This window comes from Blastococcus sp. SYSU DS1021, assembly GCF_054050995.1.
The window spans coordinates 41,005-57,870 of the sequence record NZ_JBJHAL010000027.1 but is presented as its reverse complement, the minus strand read 5'-3'; the positions used below and the strand labels follow the sequence as shown (position 1 = coordinate 57,870).

17 protein-coding genes are annotated in these 16,866 nt (G+C 74.1%); 13 read left to right on the top strand and 4 right to left on the bottom strand.

Going from position 1 to position 16,866, the window contains the following annotated elements; all coding sequences use genetic code 11:
• Window positions 1-119: 119 nt before the first annotated feature.
• The 3 genes from purN (at window position 120) to ACI8AP_RS17750 (ending at window position 2,862) form a co-directional block, all read left to right on the top strand.
• Window positions 120-593, top strand: coding sequence for a phosphoribosylglycinamide formyltransferase (gene purN, locus ACI8AP_RS17760; RefSeq protein WP_456590687.1), 474 nt, complete (start codon window positions 120-122; stop codon window positions 591-593).
• On the top strand, window positions 590-2,140 hold the full coding sequence (gene purH / locus ACI8AP_RS17755) for a bifunctional phosphoribosylaminoimidazolecarboxamide formyltransferase/IMP cyclohydrolase (RefSeq protein WP_456590685.1): 1,551 nt from the start codon (window positions 590-592) through the stop codon (window positions 2,138-2,140). Before purN ends, purH begins: the two co-directional genes overlap by 4 nt.
• 86 nt (window positions 2,141-2,226) lie before the next feature.
• Entirely contained in the window at window positions 2,227-2,862 is a 636-nt protein-coding gene (locus ACI8AP_RS17750) for a pentapeptide repeat-containing protein (RefSeq protein WP_456590684.1), read from the top strand.
• A 3-nt stretch (window positions 2,863-2,865) separates the two neighbouring features.
• On the opposite strand, the gene ACI8AP_RS17745 is transcribed toward ACI8AP_RS17750, so the two are convergent.
• Complete coding sequence (locus tag ACI8AP_RS17745) at window positions 2,866-3,393, bottom strand: hypothetical protein (RefSeq protein ID WP_456590683.1); 528 nt, start codon at window positions 3,391-3,393, stop codon at window positions 2,866-2,868.
• A 98-nt stretch (window positions 3,394-3,491) separates the two neighbouring features.
• Here ACI8AP_RS17745 and ACI8AP_RS17740 point away from each other — a divergent pair, with 98 nt between their 5' ends.
• The 4 genes from ACI8AP_RS17740 (at window position 3,492) to ACI8AP_RS17725 (ending at window position 6,966) form a co-directional block, all read left to right on the top strand.
• Window positions 3,492-4,361, top strand: coding sequence for a bifunctional methylenetetrahydrofolate dehydrogenase/methenyltetrahydrofolate cyclohydrolase (locus ACI8AP_RS17740; RefSeq protein WP_456590682.1), 870 nt, complete (start codon window positions 3,492-3,494; stop codon window positions 4,359-4,361).
• 3 nt (window positions 4,362-4,364) lie between these two features.
• Window positions 4,365-4,664: a DUF3017 domain-containing protein gene (locus ACI8AP_RS17735; RefSeq protein WP_456590681.1), complete on the top strand. Its 300-nt coding sequence runs from the start codon at window positions 4,365-4,367 to the stop codon at window positions 4,662-4,664.
• A 48-nt stretch (window positions 4,665-4,712) separates the two neighbouring features.
• On the top strand, window positions 4,713-5,666 hold the full coding sequence (gene mdh, locus ACI8AP_RS17730) for a malate dehydrogenase (RefSeq protein ID WP_456590680.1): 954 nt from the start codon (window positions 4,713-4,715) through the stop codon (window positions 5,664-5,666).
• An 85-nt stretch (window positions 5,667-5,751) separates the two neighbouring features.
• Window positions 5,752-6,966 carry an NADP-dependent isocitrate dehydrogenase gene (locus ACI8AP_RS17725; RefSeq protein ID WP_456590679.1) on the top strand — a complete coding sequence of 405 codons (1,215 nt, stop codon included), beginning with the start codon at window positions 5,752-5,754 and terminating at the stop codon, window positions 6,964-6,966.
• 206 nt (window positions 6,967-7,172) lie between these two features.
• On the opposite strand, the gene ACI8AP_RS17720 is transcribed toward ACI8AP_RS17725, so the two are convergent.
• Window positions 7,173-7,976, bottom strand: coding sequence for a CAP domain-containing protein (locus ACI8AP_RS17720; protein ID WP_456590678.1), 804 nt, complete (start codon window positions 7,974-7,976; stop codon window positions 7,173-7,175).
• Window positions 7,977-8,174: 198 nt separating this feature from the next.
• On the opposite strand from ACI8AP_RS17720, the gene ACI8AP_RS17715 reads away from it, so the two are divergent.
• Window positions 8,175-9,509, top strand: a complete 1,335-nt coding sequence (locus ACI8AP_RS17715; protein ID WP_456590677.1) for a hemolysin family protein — start codon at window positions 8,175-8,177, stop codon at window positions 9,507-9,509.
• 22 nt (window positions 9,510-9,531) lie between these two features.
• Here ACI8AP_RS17715 and galE read toward each other — a convergent pair whose 3' ends face one another.
• Window positions 9,532-10,485 (bottom strand): UDP-glucose 4-epimerase GalE, encoded by a 954-nt coding sequence (galE, locus tag ACI8AP_RS17710; protein WP_456590676.1) that lies wholly within the window; start codon window positions 10,483-10,485, stop codon window positions 9,532-9,534.
• Between the two features lie 43 nt (window positions 10,486-10,528).
• Here galE and hisC point away from each other — a divergent pair, with 43 nt between their 5' ends.
• The 4 genes from hisC to ACI8AP_RS17690 all read left to right on the top strand — a co-directional run bounded on the left by hisC (window position 10,529) and on the right by ACI8AP_RS17690 (window position 14,328).
• The gene (hisC, locus tag ACI8AP_RS17705) at window positions 10,529-11,638 is read left to right on the top strand and encodes a histidinol-phosphate transaminase (protein WP_456590675.1); all 1,110 of its coding nucleotides are present in this window, start codon (window positions 10,529-10,531) and stop codon (window positions 11,636-11,638) included.
• Window positions 11,639-11,721: 83 nt separating this feature from the next.
• Window positions 11,722-12,747: a tryptophan--tRNA ligase gene (gene trpS / locus ACI8AP_RS17700; RefSeq protein ID WP_456590674.1), complete on the top strand. Its 1,026-nt coding sequence runs from the start codon at window positions 11,722-11,724 to the stop codon at window positions 12,745-12,747.
• Complete coding sequence (locus tag ACI8AP_RS17695; protein WP_456590673.1) at window positions 12,744-13,310, top strand: 2'-5' RNA ligase family protein; 567 nt, start codon at window positions 12,744-12,746, stop codon at window positions 13,308-13,310. The genes trpS and ACI8AP_RS17695 overlap by 4 nt, the downstream gene beginning before the upstream one ends.
• A 37-nt stretch (window positions 13,311-13,347) precedes the next feature.
• Window positions 13,348-14,328, top strand: coding sequence for a YihY/virulence factor BrkB family protein (locus ACI8AP_RS17690; RefSeq protein ID WP_456590672.1), 981 nt, complete (start codon window positions 13,348-13,350; stop codon window positions 14,326-14,328).
• On the opposite strand, the gene ACI8AP_RS17685 is transcribed toward ACI8AP_RS17690, so the two are convergent.
• Entirely contained in the window at window positions 14,231-15,487 is a 1,257-nt protein-coding gene (locus ACI8AP_RS17685; protein ID WP_456590671.1) for a D-alanyl-D-alanine carboxypeptidase family protein, read from the bottom strand. The two genes, ACI8AP_RS17690 and ACI8AP_RS17685, sit on opposite strands and share 98 nt — an antisense overlap.
• A gap of 298 nt (window positions 15,488-15,785) precedes the next feature.
• Here ACI8AP_RS17685 and ACI8AP_RS17680 point away from each other — a divergent pair, with 298 nt between their 5' ends.
• Window positions 15,786-16,850, top strand: coding sequence for a BMP family lipoprotein (locus ACI8AP_RS17680; RefSeq protein ID WP_456590670.1), 1,065 nt, complete (start codon window positions 15,786-15,788; stop codon window positions 16,848-16,850).
• The last annotated feature ends 16 nt before the right edge of the window (window positions 16,851-16,866 follow it).

The window sequence follows — 16,866 nt, the reverse complement described above, 5'->3', positions numbered from 1 at the left end:
CGCCCCGCCCCCCCCCCCCCCCCCCCCCCCCCCCCCCCCCCCCCCCCCCCCCCCCCCCCCCCCCCCCCCCCCCCCCCCCCCCCCCCCCCCCCCCCCCCCCCCCCCCCCCCGCCCCCGGTCTGGAGCACGCCCGCCGGCGCGGGCTGCCCACGTTCGTCTGCGCGCTCGGCGACCATCCCGGCCGCGCCGCCTGGGACCGCGCGCTGGCCGACCGGATCGCCGGGTTCGCGCCCGACCTGGTCGTGTCGGCCGGGTTCATGAAGATCGTCGGCCCGGCCGTGCTCGCCGGGTTCGAGGGCCGGCTGATTAACACCCATCCGGCGCTGCTGCCGGCCTTTCCCGGCGCCCACGCGGTGCGCGACGCCCTGGCGGCAGGGGTGGCCACGACGGGGTCGACCGTGCACCTGGTCGACGCCGGCGTCGACACCGGGCCGGTGCTGGCCCAGCGCGCGGTGCCGGTACTGCCCGGGGACGACGAGGCGACGCTGCACGAACGCATCAAGCACGTGGAGCGCGAGCTCCTGGTGGAGACGGTGGCGGAGTTCGTCACGCCACAGACCAGCCCGAGCCAGACGAGGAAGAGCCCCAGATGAGCGACCGCACCCCGATCCGCCGTGCCCTGCTGGGCGTCTACGACAAGACCGGTGTCGAGGAGCTGGCCCGTGGGCTGGCCGCCGCCGGCGTGGAGCTGGTGAGCACCGGCGCGACCGCGCGGCGGATCGCCGACGCCGGCGTGCCGGTCACCCCCGTCGAGCAGGTCACCGGCTTCCCCGAGTGCCTCGACGGCCGGGTCAAGACGTTGCACCCCGCCGTGCACGCCGGGATCCTCGCCGACCGGCGCAGGCCCGAGCACGTCGCGCAGCTGGAGGAGCTCGGCGTCGCGGCGTTCGACCTCGTCGTCGTGAACCTCTACCCGTTCACCGAGACCGTCGCCTCGGGCGCCGCGCCGGACGAGTGCGTCGAGCAGATCGACATCGGCGGCCCGGCGATGGTGCGCGCCGCGGCCAAGAACCACCCGTCGGTGGCCGTCGTCGTCGACCCGGCCCGCTACGCCGACGTGCTCGCCGCGGTGTCCGCCGGCGGCTTCACCCTGGCCGAGCGGCAGCGGCTCGCCGCCGCCGCGTTCCGGCACACCGCCTCCTACGACGTCGCCGTCGCCTCGTGGATGGGCAGCGTGCTCGCCCCGGACGACGCGACGGGCTTCCCGGCGTGGATCGGCGGGAACTGGGAGCGCGCCGACGTGCTCCGCTACGGCGAGAACCCGCACCAGGCCGCCGCGCTCTACCGCTCCGACCGGCCGGGGCTGGCGCACGCCGAGCAGCTGCACGGCAAGCAGATGTCGTACAACAACTACGTCGACACCGACGCCGCCTGGCGGGCCGCCCACGACCACGACGAGCCGTGCGTGGCGATCATCAAGCACGCCAACCCCTGCGGCATCGCCGTCGGCGCCGACATCGCCGCCGCGCACCGCAAGGCGCACGCCTGCGACCCGGTGTCGGCCTTCGGCGGGGTCATCGCGGCCAACCGCGAGGTCGACCTCACGATGGCCGAGCAGGTGGCCGAGGTGTTCACCGAGGTGGTCGTCGCGCCCTCCTTCACCGACGACGCCGTCGCGGTGCTGACGGGGAAGAAGAACATCCGGCTGCTGCGGCTGCCGCACCTGCCCGAGACCGGCGTGGAGTCGCGCCCGATCAGCGGCGGGCTGCTGCTGCAGACGCGGGACCGCGTCGACGCCACCGGCGACGACCCGACCACCTGGACCCTGGCGACCGGCGAGCCGCTGGACGCCGCGGGCCTCGACGACCTCGTGTTCGCCTGGCGGGCGGTGCGCGCGGTGAAGAGCAACGCCATCCTGCTGGCCCACGACCGGGCCACCGTCGGCGTGGGCATGGGCCAGGTCAACCGGGTCGACTCGGCGCGCCTCGCGGTCGCCCGGGCGGGGGAGCGGGCCACCGGCGCGGTCGCCGCCTCCGACGCGTTCTTCCCGTTCGCCGACGGGTTGCAGGTGCTGCTGGACGCCGGCGTGCGGGCCGTCGTCCAGCCCGGTGGGTCGGTGCGCGACGAGGAGGTCGTCGCGGCCGCCGCGGCCGCGGGCGTGCCCCTCTACCTGACCGGCACCCGGCACTTCGCGCACTGAAGGAGGACCCCCGTGCTTCCCACCGCTCGCACGCTCGCGGCGCGGCCCTGCGCAGGGGCCGACCGACCGGGATCGAGCCTCCACTGATGCGTCACTCCGCCCGCCCGCACGTCCGGCCGCCGGAGGCAGGTGCGCACGTCGAGGAGGAGGACTTCGCGCGCGTCGACTGGTGGGGGGTCGAGCTCGACGGCGTCACGTTCACCCGGTGCCGGTTCGACGACGCGGGCCTCGAGGAGCTGGTCACGCGCCGGTGCGTCTTCGAGGAGTGCGTCCTGACCGGGGTCCGCATGGGCGGCTCGCGGCACCTGGGGACGGCCTTCCTCTCCTGCCGGTTCGACCGGGCACGGCTGTTCGACGCGACGTTCGACGGCTGCAAGCTCACCGGTTCCCAGTTCCTCGGAGCCCAGCTGCGGCCGCTGGTGGCGACCGACTGCGACTGGTCGTGGACCTCGCTGCGCGGGGTCGACCTGTCGGCGCTCGAGCTGTCCGGCCAGCGCTTCCGGGAGGCCGACCTCACCGACGCCGACCTGCGCGGCACCGATCTCAGCCGCGCCGACCTTGACCGGGCGCGGCTGCAGAACGCGAAGCTGCGCGGCGCCGACCTGCGCGGCGCCTCCACCGACGAGGTGAACTGGCGTTCCTTCGAGCTGACCGACGTGCGGCTCGACGCCGTCCAGGCGGTGCAGTTCGCCCGCGCCCACGGCGCCCGCGTCGAGACCTGAGCGCTACCTCGACGGGTACCGGGGCCCGGTCAGCACCGCCTTGAGCGAGCCGAGCAGGCCCAGGACGGCGACGGCGATCCCGCACCAGAAGCCCGGGCCGAAGGAACCGACGTCCCAGCCGGCGTCGGCCAGCGGGACGAGCACGGCGGCCGTGACGACGCCGCTGACCAGCAGCGCCACCGCGCCGACGAACCGGTGGCTGCGGGCCGGCAGCCACAGGGCGATGCCCAGGAGGAGCAGCAGGCCGCCGCCGAGCACGATGGCCAGGGGCTGCCAGCTGCCGTCGTCGAAGATCCCCCCGAGGTCGTCGAATGCATCGCGCACCAGCGCCCAGCCGCTGGCGTCGCGGTCGCGCAGCCAGTCCAGCGGCAGGCTGATGGCGGCGGCGATCCCGGCGAGGATCAGCAGCAGCCCGCCCAGGCTCTCCGGCCCGCGGAACGCCACGGGGCGGTCCGAGTACGCCGGCGTGGTGGCCGGTCCGGCCCCCGACGACGCGGACGCGCCGGTGGGGGTCTGGTAGCGCTCGGTCATCGGGCTCCTCCGCAGGTCGCCGGGGCACCGACGCCCCGCCGCTGCCGACCCTAGGCCCGCACCCACGTGGGCGGCACCCTCTCCGGCAGACTGTCGGCGTGCCCGCGACGATCCTGGACGGCAAGGCCACCGCGGCGGCGATCCGCGCCGAGCTCACCGAGCGGGTGGCCGCTCTCACCGCGGCCGGTCATCGGCCCGGCCTCGGCACGCTGCTGGTGGGGGACGACCCCGGCAGCCGCTGGTACGTGAACGCCAAGCACTCCGACTGCGCCCAGGTCGGCATCGCCAGCATCCAGCGCGAGCTGCCGGCGACCGCCACCGAGGCCGACGTGCTGGCCGTGGTGGAGGAGCTCAACGCCGACCCCGCCTGCACCGGGTACATCGTCCAGCTGCCGCTGCCCAAAGGCATCGAGGAGAGCGCCATCCTCGAGGCGATGGACCCGGCCAAGGACGCCGACGGCCTCCACCCGGTGAACCTGGGCCGGCTGGTCCTGAACGTCGCCGGGCCGCTGCCCTGCACGCCGGTGGGCATCGTCGAGCTGCTGCGCCGCTACGACGTGCCGATCGCCGGGGCGGAGGTCGTCGTCATCGGCCGCGGCATCACCGTGGGGCGGCCGCTCGGGCTCCTGCTCACCCGGCGGACGGAGAACGCGACGGTGACCCTCTGCCACACCGGCACCCGGGACCTCGCCGCGCACGTGCGCTCCGCCGACGTCGTGGTCGCCGCCGCCGGGGTGCCGGGCCTGATCACCGGCGACATGGTCAAGCCGGGGGCCGCCGTCCTGGACGTGGGCGTCAGCCGCGTGGACGGCAAGATCGCCGGCGACGTGGCCCGGGACGTCGTCGAGGTCGCCGGGCACGTCGCGCCCAATCCGGGGGGAGTGGGGCCGATGACCCGGGCGATGCTGCTGCAGAACGTGGTGCTCGCCGCCGAGCAGGCCGCGGCAGCCGAGGCGCTGTCGGCCTGATCCGTGAGCCGCCCGCCGCTCTACGTCCGCCGGCCCTTCCTCGCCGGGCTGCTGCGGCAGCTGCCGCTGCTCGCGGTACTGGTCGGCGTGGGGATCGGGCTGCTGCTGGTCACCGTCGAGCACTGGCGCTGGGGGCTGGTGGTGGTCGGGACCTCCCTGGTGGGCGCGGCGCTGCTGCGGCTGCTCCTGCCGGTCCGGCGGGTGGGCTTCCTCGCGGTCCGCAGCCGGGCGGTCGACGTCGTCCTCCTGGCCGGGACGGGGATCGCGCTCGCCGCCGTCGCCCTGGCCATCCCCGGCACGTGAGCGCCCCCGGGGCGGCGCGGGGCGCCGGGCAGGGCTAGGTTGGCGACCATGGCGAAGCAGCCCAGGAACGGCAAGGTCACCGTGGTCGGTGCCGGTTTCTACGGCTCCACCACCGCACTGCGACTGGCCGAGTACGACGTCTTCGAGACCGTCGTCCTCACCGACATCGTGGAAGGCAAGCCCGAGGGGCTCGCGCTGGACATGAACCAGTCGCGCCCGATCGAGGGGTTCGAGACCGAGGTGGTGGGCGTCGGCGGAGGCTCCTACGAGGGCACCGAGGGCTCCGACGTCGTCGTCGTCACCGCCGGTCTGCCGCGCAAGCCCGGCATGAGCCGGATGGACCTGATCGAGACCAACGCGGGCATCGTCCGCCAGGTCTCGGAGAACATCGCGCGGACCTCGCCCGACGCCGTCGTCATCGTCGTCTCCAACCCGCTGGACGAAATGACCGCGCTGGCGCAGCTGGCGACCGGCTTCCCGAAGCAGCGGGTCATGGGGCAGGCCGGCATGCTCGACACGGCCCGCTTCACCAACAACGTCGCCGAGGAGCTCGGTGTCCCGGTCTCCTCGGTGCGGACCCTGACCCTGGGCTCGCACGGCGACACCATGGTCCCGGTGCCGTCCCGGTGCACCGTCGACGGCAAGCCGCTGGCCGAGGCGATGGCGCCGGACCGCATCGAGCACCTCGTCCAGCGCACCCGCAACGGTGGCGCGGAGGTGGTGGCCCTGCTCAAGACGGGGTCGGCCTACTACGCTCCCTCCGCCGCTGCCGCCCGCATGGCCCGGGCGGTCATGGAGGACTCCGGCGCCGTCATGCCGGTGTGCGCATGGGTCGACGGCGAGTACGGCATCTCCGGGGTGTACCTCGGGGTGGAGGCCGAGATCGGCCGGGAAGGCGTCCGGCGGGTCGTCGAGAGCGACCTGGCGGAGAGCGAAGTGGCGGGCCTGCGTGAGGCCGCCGAAGCAGTGCGCGCGAAGCAGGCCGACGTAGCCGACCTCTGAAGAAGTAGAAGGACCCCGTCCTCCTCACCCCTCGCACGCTCGGGGCGAGCCTCGGGACGGGGCCGTGACCGCACAAGGAGAACGCGTGAGCAAGATCAAGGTCGAGGGCACCGTCGTCGAGCTCGACGGCGACGAGATGACCCGGATCATCTGGCAGTTCATCAAGGACCAGCTGATCCTCCCGTACCTCGACGTCAACCTGGAGTACTACGACCTGGGGATCGAGGCGCGGGACGCGACCGACGACCAGATCACCGTCGACTCCGCGAACGCCATCAAGAAGCACGGCGTCGGCGTCAAGTGCGCGACGATCACGCCGGACGAGGCGCGCGTCGAGGAGTTCGGGCTCAAGCGGATGTACCGCTCGCCCAACGGGACGATCCGCAACATCCTCGGCGGCGTCATCTTCCGCGAGCCGATCATCATGGAGAACGTGCCGCGGCTGGTGCCGGGCTGGACCAAGCCGATCGTCGTCGGCCGCCACGCCTTCGGTGACCAGTACCGCGCCACCGACTTCAAGTTCCCCGGCGAGGGCACGCTGACGATCAGCTTCCAGCCGGCCGACGGGTCCGCGCCGATCGAGCACGAGGTCTTCCAGTCGCCCGGCGGCGGCGTCGCCATGGCGATGTACAACCTGGACGACTCGATCCGCGACTTCGCGCGGGCCTCGATGAACTACGGCCTGCAGCGCGGCTACCCGGTCTACCTGTCGACCAAGAACACGATCCTCAAGGCCTACGACGGCCGCTTCAAGGACCTGTTCGAGGAGGTCTTCCAGGCCGAGTTCAAGGAGAAGTTCGACGCCGCCGGCATCACGTACGAGCACCGGCTGATCGACGACATGGTCGCCGCGTCCCTCAAGTGGGAGGGCGGCTACGTCTGGGCCTGCAAGAACTACGACGGCGACGTGCAGTCCGACACCGTGGCCCAGGGCTTCGGCTCGCTCGGCCTCATGACCTCGGTGCTCATGAGCCCCGACGGCCGCACGGTGGAGGCCGAGGCCGCTCACGGCACGGTGACCCGGCACTTCCGCCAGCACCAGCAGGGCAAGGAGACCTCGACCAACCCGATCGCGTCGATCTTCGCCTGGACCCGGGGCCTGGCCCACCGCGGCAAGCTGGACGGCACGCCCGAGGTGACCCGCTTCGCGGAGACCCTGGAGAAGGTCTGCATCGACACCGTCGAGAGCGGTCAGATGACCAAGGACCTGGCGCTGCTGATCAGCAAGGACCAGCCGTGGCTGACCACCCAGGAGTTCCTGGCGGCCATCGACACCAACCTGCAGAAGGCCATGGCCTGAAGGAGGACCCCGTCCTCCTCACCCCTCGCACGCTCGGGGTGAGCCTCTGGACGGGGCCGCTGCGCGTCCGGGGTCGGGTCGGCGGCGAGATGCGTCGAACCGGGCTCCCGAAGGGCTCGGGGAGCCCGATCTGCCGCATCTCGCGCCGCCTGTGGACGGCGCTCGCCGGGGTGCGCAGCCAAGGCGGGTAGGTGAGACCGGGCGAGTCAGCCGAACAGCTGGGTCCACCAGGGCCCGCCGGAGCCGGTCGCCACACCGACGCCCAACCGGGTCAGCCCGCAGTTCAGGATGTTGGCCCGGTGGCCGGGGCTGTTCAGCCACGAGGCCATGACGGCGGCCGGGTCGGCCTGGCCGCGCGCGATGTTCTCCGCCCGGGCGGAGACGCCTGCCCGGTCGGCCCGGTCGAACGGGTCGAGCCCGTCGGGGTCGACGTGGTCGAAGAACCCGCGGTCGCGCATGCCGGCGCTGTGCGCCCGGGCGACCGCGGCGAGCCCGGCGTCGGCCGCCACCGGACCGCAGCCGGCCTGAGAGCGCTGGGCGTTCACCAGGGCCACGACCTCGCCCTCGGCGCCCCGGGCCGCCGGCGCGCTCGCGGCGCCGGGGGGCGGTGCCGCCGCGGCGGCCGTGGGGGCAGGGGCCCGGCTGGTCGACGCGGAAGGGCCGGCGGGCGCGGACGGCGGCGCAGCCCCGTGACCGGGCGCGGGCGCAGGTTCGGGCGCCGGCTCGGGGACGGCCGCCGCAGGCTGCCCGGAACCGGTTTCCGGCGCCGCGGCGGTGTCGCCCGACGGCCCGGGCGCTGCCGGGGCGGTGCCGGGCACCACCGACGTGGAGGAGTGGGGAGCGGATCCGGCCGAGGACGACGGGTCGAACGGGCGGGGCGCCTCCTCCGGCCCGGAGACCACGGGGGCGGTGAGCACGACGGCGGTGGCGCCGAACGCCATCGCGACGGCGAGACCCACCCTCGGGGACCGCCGGGTGGGCAGCAGGGGGCCGGACGGCCGGTGGCGCATGCGGCTCCTCAGAAAGATCACGATCCGTTATCGATCAGAGACTATCCGTACGCACCCTGCGGCGAAAGCGCCTGGGAGTGCGCACACTCACGCACCCGACCGGGGTTCCCGGGCGTGCGGGCGCGGTCGCCGGGCAGCATGGACCCGGCACCATGGAACGGTCCGCCCCATCCCGAACCCCTGAGGAGCACGCCGCCGGTGAGCGACGTATGGCTCAACATCGTCATGGTCGTCGTCTTCATCCTGATCGGCGGCGCGTTCGCCGGCGCGGAGATCGCGCTGGTCTCGCTGCGGGAGTCGCAGGTCCGGGCCATGGCCGAGCAGGGTGGCCGCCGCGGCAAGGCGGTGCAGAAGCTCCTCGGGGACCCGAACCAGTTCCTCGCCGCCGTGCAGGTGGGGGTCACCCTCGCCGGGTTCTTCTCCGCCGCGTTCGGTGCGAGCACCCTTTCGGCGCCCCTGGCCGACTGGCTGCAGGACCAGGGCGTGAGCCAGAGGCTCTCCGGCACCCTGGCGCTGGTCCTGGTCACCGTCGCGATCAGCTACGTGTCCCTCGTCGTGGGTGAGCTCACCCCCAAGCGGCTGGCCCTCCAGCGGGCCGAGGGCTTCTCCCTCATGGTCGCCGCACCGCTGAACGCCATCGCCAAGCTGTCCCGGCCGGTCATCTGGCTGCTGTCGAAGTCGACCAACGGGCTCGTCCGGCTGGTCGGCGGTGACCCCAAGGCCAGCGGTGAGTCGATCAGCCAGGAGGAGCTGCGCGACCTGGTGGCCGCGCACGAGTCGCTCAGCAGCGACGAGCGCCGGCTCATCGACGAGGTGTTCCGCGCCGGCGAGCGCGAGGTGCGCGAGGTGATGACGCCGCGCACCGAGGTGCAGTTCCTCGAGGCGTCGATGACCGCCAGTCGCGCGGCCAAGCTGGTGGCGGAGTCGAACTGGTCGCGGTTCCCCGTCGTCGGCCAGGACGAGGACGACGTCGTCGGCTTCGTGCACGTGCGCGACCTGTTCCTGCCCAACCACCCGGCGGGGCGGGCGGCGACCGTGGGGGACCTGGCCCGCGAGGTCACCAGGCTGCCCGGCACCGCCGCGGTCCTGACGGTGCTCAGCGAGATGCGCCGGGACAACCAGCACCTGGCGATCGTCGTCGACGAGTACGGCGGCACCGACGGCATCGTCACGCTCGAGGACCTCATCGAGGAGGTCATCGGGGAGATCTACGACGAGTACGACGAGGAGGTCGAGCCCGAGGCCCGGCAGTCGCCCGACGCGCCGCGGGAGGTCGACGGCCTCCTCAACCTCGACGACTTCGCCGAGGCCACCGGGCTGCGGCTGCCCGAGGGGCCGTACGAGACGGCCGCCGGCTACGTCCTGGCCGAGCTCGGCCGGCTGCCCCGGGTCGGGGACACCGCCGAGGCCGAGGGGCGCAGCATCGAGGTGCTGGAGCTCGACGGCCGGCGGATCGCCCGCCTGCGCGTCGGCCCGCCCCCGGCCCCCGACGTCCCGGAGGACGACGAGCGCAGCGAGGCCCCGACCGCCTAGGGGCGCCCCGCTGCGTCGGGCGTCAGCGGGACCGGGCGACCGCCCAGGCGTCGCGCACGATGCCGACCAGGTCGGTGTGCTTCGGCGCCCAGCCGAGGTCGGCGCGGATGCGGTCGCTGGAGGCCACCAGCTGCGCCGGGTCGCCGGCCCGCCGTTCGCCGATGGTGACCGGGATGGGGTGGCCGGTGACCGTGCGGGCGGCCTCGACGACCTCCTGCACGGAGAAGCCGGTGCCGTTGCCCAGGTTGTAGATGCGGTGCTCGCCGGCCGCCGGTGCGGGCAGCGCGAGCAGGTGGGCGTCCGACAGGTCCTCGACGTGCACGTAGTCGCGGATGCAGGTGCCGTCGGGGGTCGGGTAGTCCTGGCCGTAGACGGTCAGCGACTCACGCTGCCCCGCCGCCACCTGGAGGGCGATGGGGATGAGGTGGGTCTCGGTGGCGTGCCGTTCGCCGAGCCCGTAGGCGGCGCCGGCGACGTTGAAGTACCGCAGGCTCACCGCGGCGAACCCGTGGGCGACGGCGTACGAGGTGAGCATGTGGTCGACGGCGAGCTTCGAGGCGCCGTAGGTGTTGGTCGGCCGGGTGGGTGCGTCCTCGCGGATGGGCACCTGGTCCGGCTCCCCGTAGGTCGCGGCGGTGGAGGAGAAGACGATCCGCCGGCAGTCGACCGCGCGCATTGCCTCCAGCAGCGCGAACGAGCCGCCGACGTTGGTGTGCCAGTAGTCCTCCGGCTGCTGCTGGGAGACCCCGACCAGCGACTTGGCCGCGAAGTGCAGCACCGCCTCGGGCCGGACCTCGGCGAGCACCGGCGCGGAATCGTGCAGCGACACCTCGGCCAGCGTCGCGCCCTCGGGCACCGCGTCGGCGTGCCCCGTCGAGAGGTCGTCGAGGACGGTGACGTCGTGACCGCGGTCGAGCAGGGCGGCGGTCACTACGCTGCCGATGTAGCCGGCGCCGCCGGCGACGAGTACGCGCATGGGCACACCTTAGAAGGACGGCCCGTGGGAAGCGGAGGATCTGGTGGTCAGTGCCCGACCGGCGGTGCAGTCGCTGCCCGCGTACCGGCCCGGCCGGAACCCGGCGGACCTGGCCCGCGAGATCGGCGTCGAGCGCGCTGTGAAGCTCGCCAGCAACGAGGTCGCGTTCCCGCCGCTGCCCGCCGTCGTCGAGGCGGTCACCGCCGCGGTCGCCGAGACCAACCGGTACCCGGACAACGGCGCCGTCGTCCTCACCGGCGCGCTGGCCGAGCGCTACGGGGTCGACCCCGCGCAGGTCGCCACCGGCTGCGGGGCCGTGGCGATCTGCCAGGAGCTCGCCCAGGCGTACAACGACCCCGGGACGAGCATCGCCTTCGCCTGGCGGTCGTTCGAGATGTACCCGCTGCTCGCCCGGGTCGCCGACGCCCGCGCGATCCAGGTGCCGCTGGTCCCCGGCCGGCCCGGCGGGTCTCCCGACACCCACGACCTCGAGGCGCTGGCCGCCGCACTGGACGACGCCACGCGGCTGGTGTTCGTCTGCAACCCCAACAACCCCACCGGGACGGCGGTGCGCCGAGCCGAGCTGGAGCGCTTCCTCGACGCGGTGCCCGCGGAGACGCTGGTCGTCCTCGACGAGGCCTATCGCGAGTTCGTCACCGACCCCCGGGTCCCCGACGGCGTGGAGCTGATGCGCGGGAGGCCCAACGTGGCGGTCCTCCGCACCTTCTCCAAGGCCTGGGGGCTGGCCGGGCTGCGCGTCGGCTACCTGCTCGCCGAGGACCCGGCGGTCGCCGAGGCGGTGCGCAAGACCCACCTGCCGTTCAGCGTCGGCATGGTGGCCCAGGCGGCGGCGGTCGCGGCGCTGGCCAGCGAGGACGAGGTGCGGGCGCGGTGCGCCGCGGTCGTCACCGAGCGCGAGCGGCTCACCGCCGCGCTGCGCGACCGGGGGCTGGAGGTCGCCGACAGCCAGGCCAACTTCGTGTGGCTGCCGACGGGGGAGCGCACGGCCGAGCTCGCGGCTGCCCTGGAGGCCCGGGCGGTGATCACCCGGCCGTTCGCGGGGGAGGGCATCCGGGTCACCGTGGGCACGCCGGAGGAGGACGACGTCTTCCTCGCCGCGCTCGACGACGCCCTCCCGGTCACGGCACGCTGACCAGCACCGACCCCGCCCCTGCGGCGGCCGGTGTCCCGGCGGTGCGGGGGAGCCCGGAACGGGCGCCGGTCCCGGCTGGTTTGATGGCCGACGTGGCTCTTCCCCGAGTGCTCTCCGGCATCCAGCCGACGGCGGACTCCTTCCACCTCGGCAACTACGTCGGCGCCCTCCGGCAGTGGGTGAGCATGCAGGAGGACCACGACGCCTTCTACTGCGTCGTCGACCTGCACGCGATCACCCTCGAGCAGCCGGACCCGGCCGTGCTCCGCCGGCGCACGCTGGTGTCGGCGGCACAGCTGCTCGCCCTGGGCGTGGACCCCGCCCGCAGCACCCTGTTCGTGCAGAGCCAGGTGCCCGAGCACGCCCAGCTGGCCTGGGTGCTGCAGTGCCTCACCGGCTTCGGGGAGGCCGGCCGGATGACCCAGTTCAAGGACAAGAGCTCCCGCGAGGGGGTCGGTCCGACGTCGGTGGGGCTGTTCACCTACCCGGTGCTGCAGGCCGCGGACATCCTGCTGTACCAGGCGCACCGGGTGCCGGTGGGAGAGGACCAGCGGCAGCACCTGGAGCTCACCCGCGACCTGGCCGGCCGGTTCAACGGGCGGTACGGCGAGACGTTCACGATGCCCGAGGCCTACATCCCGGCGGGCGCGGCCAAGGTGCTGGACCTGCAGACGCCCGAGAAGAAGATGAGCAAGAGCCTTCCCCCGGCCGGCTGCATCAACCTGCTGGACGACCCGAAGGTGACGGCGAAGAAGATCCGTTCCGCGGTCACCGACACCGGGCGGGAGATCGTCGCCGACCCCGAGAACAAGCCGGGCGTGACGAACCTCCTCACCATCCACTCCGCCTTCTCCGGACGGAGCACCGCGGAGCTGGAGGAGCACTTCGCCGGCCGCGGGTACGGCGACCTGAAGAAGGAGCTCGCCGAGGTCGTCACCGACGCCCTCGCCCCGGTGCAGCGGCGCACGGCGGAGCTGATGGCCGACCCCGCCGAGCTCCAGCGCCTGCTCGCCGCGGGAGCGGCACGCGCCCGGGAAGTGGCCGGCCGCACGCTGGCCACGGTCTACGAGCGGGTCGGCTTCCTGCCACCCGCGGGGCCGGTGGCATGAACGACGACACCTTCGTCGGCCGGCTGGGGACGCCGCCGGAGACGGCGGTGCTCGGGGTGATCGTGCCGATCCCCGAGCCCTGGGCGTCCCTGCTCGTCGACTGGCGCGCCAAGGTCGGCGACCCGCAGGCGACGCTGGTCCCGCCGCACGTGACCCTGCTCCCGCCGACGGAGGTGCCGGTCGCCGACCGCGCCACCATCACCGAGCACCTCGCCGACGTCGCCGCCGCGCACCCGCCGTTCGACATGCACCTGGCCGGTACCGGCACGTTCACGCCGGTCTCCGACGTCGTGTTCGTGGCCGTCGCTCGGGGGATCGGCAACTGCGAGCTGCTGGCCAACGACGTCCGACGGGGTCCGCTCGCCCGTTCGCTCTCCTTCCCGTACCACCCGCACGTCACCGTCGCCCACGACGTGCCGGCCGACATGCTCGAGCTGGCCTACTGCGGGCTGCAGGACCTCTCCGCCGAGTTCCGGGTGGACCACTTCACCGAGTTCGAGCAGACGGCGGCCGGCGCCTGGGAGGTCGCCCGCGAGTACCCCCTGACCGGCCGGGAGCGCTGAGGGCGCGCACCCGGCGGCCAGCCGCCAGACTCGGGCGGTGAGCTCCGCCCCTCCCCGCGACGCCCCCGCCCGGAAGGGGTTGCCGGCGCGGACGTGGGACCGCGTCGAGGGGGCGGTCGACGCCGCTCGGCGGCGGTCCCCCTGGTTCGACCACCTGGCCCGTGCCGGTGGGCGGTACCGGCGGACGCAGGGGGACCTCATGGCCGCGGGCGTCACCTACTTCGTGTTCCTCGGGTTGTTCCCCGTGCTGCTGCTGGTGGCCTCGGTGATCGGGCTGGTGCTGGCCGGGAACGAGCTGCTGCAGCGGGAGCTCTACGAGGCGATCCGGGAGGCGTTCCCCGGCAGCACCGGGCGGGACATCGTCGCGGACCTGCGCGGGGCGGTCGGCTCGGCCGAGGTGGTCGGCGTGATCGGCCTCGTGGGGTTCGTCTACGCCGGGCTGCGGGCGATGGACAAGCTGCGCATCGGCATGGAGCGCATCTGGAAGGGGCGCGCCGACGAGCCGGAGTTCCTCCGCGACAACGTCCAGGACCTCTTGGCGCTGGTGCTGCTGGGCGCGGTCGGGCTGGCGAGCCTCGTGCTGACCGGGGTCGCCACGGGGGCGACGTCGTGGTTCCTCGACGTGCTCGGGCTGACGGACGCGACGGGGCTCGCGGTGTTCACGACCGTGGTGGGGCTGGCGCTGGCCTTCCTCGGCGACACCGTCGTCTTCCTCTGGCTGCTGAAGGTGGTCCCGGCCACGCCGCACCCCGTGCGGCGGCTGCTGCCCGGGGCGCTGTTCGGCGCCGTGGGCTTCGAGGCCATGAAGCTGATCGGGAACCTCTACCTGTCGCTCATCTCCGGGAGCGTGACCGCGTCGGCCTTCGGCGGCGCCGTCGGCATCCTGGTCTGGATCAACATCGTGTTCCGGTTCGCGTTCTTCACCGCCGCCTGGACCGCCACCCTCCCCGCGGTGGAGGGCGCCGGCCGGCAGCCGGAGGAGCGGGCGCCTGTCGCCGCCGCCGCGCCGTCGCGCTGACCGCGCCCAGCGCGCCGAGCCCCAGCCCGGCGAGGGCGGCCACGGCCCAGGGCGACGCGGCCGCGTGCGGCGCGGGCGCGGCGAGCATCGGGCGACGCGGCGCCGGGGAGGTCGGGGCGGAGGGTGCGGGCGGGGTGGCGGGCGCCGCCGGCGTGGCGGGGGCCAGGTCGGCGGGGCGGACCAGCGTCCCCACCCCCGGGACGGTGGTGGGGACGGCGAACCCCCAGTCGAGCAGCAGCGCCGCCTGGTCGGCCGCCCGCAGCGGTCGGTTCTCCGTGTCCAGGACGCTCACCACGAGCCGGCGGCCGTCGCGCTCGGCTGCGGTGACGAACGTGTGCCGGGCGGCGTCGGTGAACCCCGTCTTCCCGCCGAGGTTGCCGGGGTAGCCGGTCAGCAGCGGGTTCTGGTTCTGGATCTGGAAGCCCGGGAACCGGTCCCCGACCGCCGGCATGTCCGCCGTCGGCGTGCGCAGCACCGCCGCGGTGACCGGGTCCTCTACGAGCGCGCGGAAGATCAGCGCCAGGTCGTAGGGGGAGGAGGACTGGCCGGCGACGTCCAGCCCGGACGGGGTGCCGGCGACCGTGTCGTAGGCACCCAGCTCCACGGCCGTCCGGTTCATCGCGGCGACCGTGGCCGCCTCGCCGCCGGCCGCCCGCGCCAGCGCCGATGCGACGTCGTTCCCCGACTGCAGCATCAGCGCCGTGAAGAGCAGCGGGACGGGGTAGCGCCCGCCGGCCACGAGCCCGACGCGGCTGCCCTCGATCTGCTCGTCCTCGACCGTGCCCACCACCACCTCGGCCGGGTCGAGCCGGTGCGCCAGCGTCAGGAGGGTCAGGGTCTTGAGGGTGCTCGCCGGGAAGTACCGCCCGTGCGGGTCGCGGGCGGCCAGCACCGCCCCCGTGCCCGCGTCGGCGACCAGCCAGCCGGACGCGACCACGCCGTCGGGGAGCGGGGGAGCGCCGTCGGCGACGACGAGGCCGCGGGTGCGCAGCCGCTCGCCGCCCACCGTGCTGCCGTCCGGGGCGGTGCCCCGCGGGGGCAGGCCCGTGCGGGGGGCGGTCGGCGTCGGCGCGGTGAGGTCGACCGTGGGGCGAGGCGGGGTCGCCGTCGTGGTCGGCGGCGGCGGGGTCGCTCCGGCCGGGCCGGCCGGGCCCGCCACGAGAGCGAGTGTCACGGCGCCCGCCAGACAGGCCGCACGTCGTCGTCCCATGCCCGGAGGCTATGCGGAGGTGAGGTGGGACACGGCTTCCGGGGAGAAGGCGGCCCGATCGGATGAGGGTTCGCAACGATCGGGTTTCAGTCCGCCGCAGAGTTTGGGGCGTGCCGGGTCCGCGCGGTTAGCGTCCTGGGTCGTGGCCCACGACGGCCCGCTCCACGCGGGCCCGCGAGCCACCGCAGTCCACACCCCCGGGAGAACCCCGCCACGCGTGGGTCCTCCCCCCAGAGAGGAGATCGTCTTGCGCCGAGCGCGGATGACGAAGGCCGCGGCGCTGCTGCTGGCCGGCAGCCTGGCCCTGGCGGCCTGTGCCAGCGACGAGGAGCCCACGGCCGGCGGCGACAGCGGCGGCGGCAGCGGTTCGGGTGACCTCCAGGTCGGCCTCGCGTACGACGTCGGTGGCCGCGGCGACCAGTCGTTCAACGACTCGGCCTACGCCGGTGTCGAGGCGGCCATCGGGGCGCTGGACGGCGAGGTCCAGGAGTTCAGCCCCAACGACGACGGCTCCGACCGCGTCGAGGGCCTGGCCAACCTGGCCGAGGCGGGCTACGACCCGGTCATCGCCGTCGGCTTCGCCTACAGCGACTCGATCGGCGAGGTCGCCGAGGACTTCCCCGACACCACGTTCGCCGTCGTGGACGTCCGCACGGAAGAGGAGGGGATCGAGACCGAGAACCTGACCGGCCTCGTCTTCGCCGAGGAGGAGGGCAGCTTCCTCGCCGGCGTCGCGGCGGCGCTGAAGAGCGAGACCGGGCACGTCGGCTTCGTCGGCGGCGTCGAGATGCCGCTGATCCAGAAGTTCGAGGCCGGGTACGTGGCCGGTGCCAAGGCCGTCAACCCGGACATCCAGGTCGACGTCGAGTACATCTCGCCGGCCGGCGACTTCTCCGGGTTCGGTGACCCGGCCCGCGGTCAGATCCTGGCCCGCAGCATGTACGACGCCGGCGCGGACATCGTGTTCCACGCGGCGGGCGGCTCGGGCACCGGCGTCTTCCAGGCGGCGGCCCAGACCGGCAACCGGGCGATCGGCGTCGACTCCGACCAGTACCAGACGGTCGACGACCCCGCGCTGCAGGCGGTGATCATGACCTCGATGCTCAAGCGGGTCGACAACGCCGTCGAGAGTTTCATCACCGACTACGCCGAGGGCAACGTCCAGGGCGGCATCGACCTGGTCTACGACCTGGAGAGCGACGGCGTCGGCCTGGCCACCTCGGGTGGGCAGATCGACGACATCCAGGGCCAGCTCGAGGAGTGGCGCCAGCGCATCGTCTCCGGCGAGATCGAGGTCCCCACGACCCCGTGAGGCCGGGTGCGCCGGC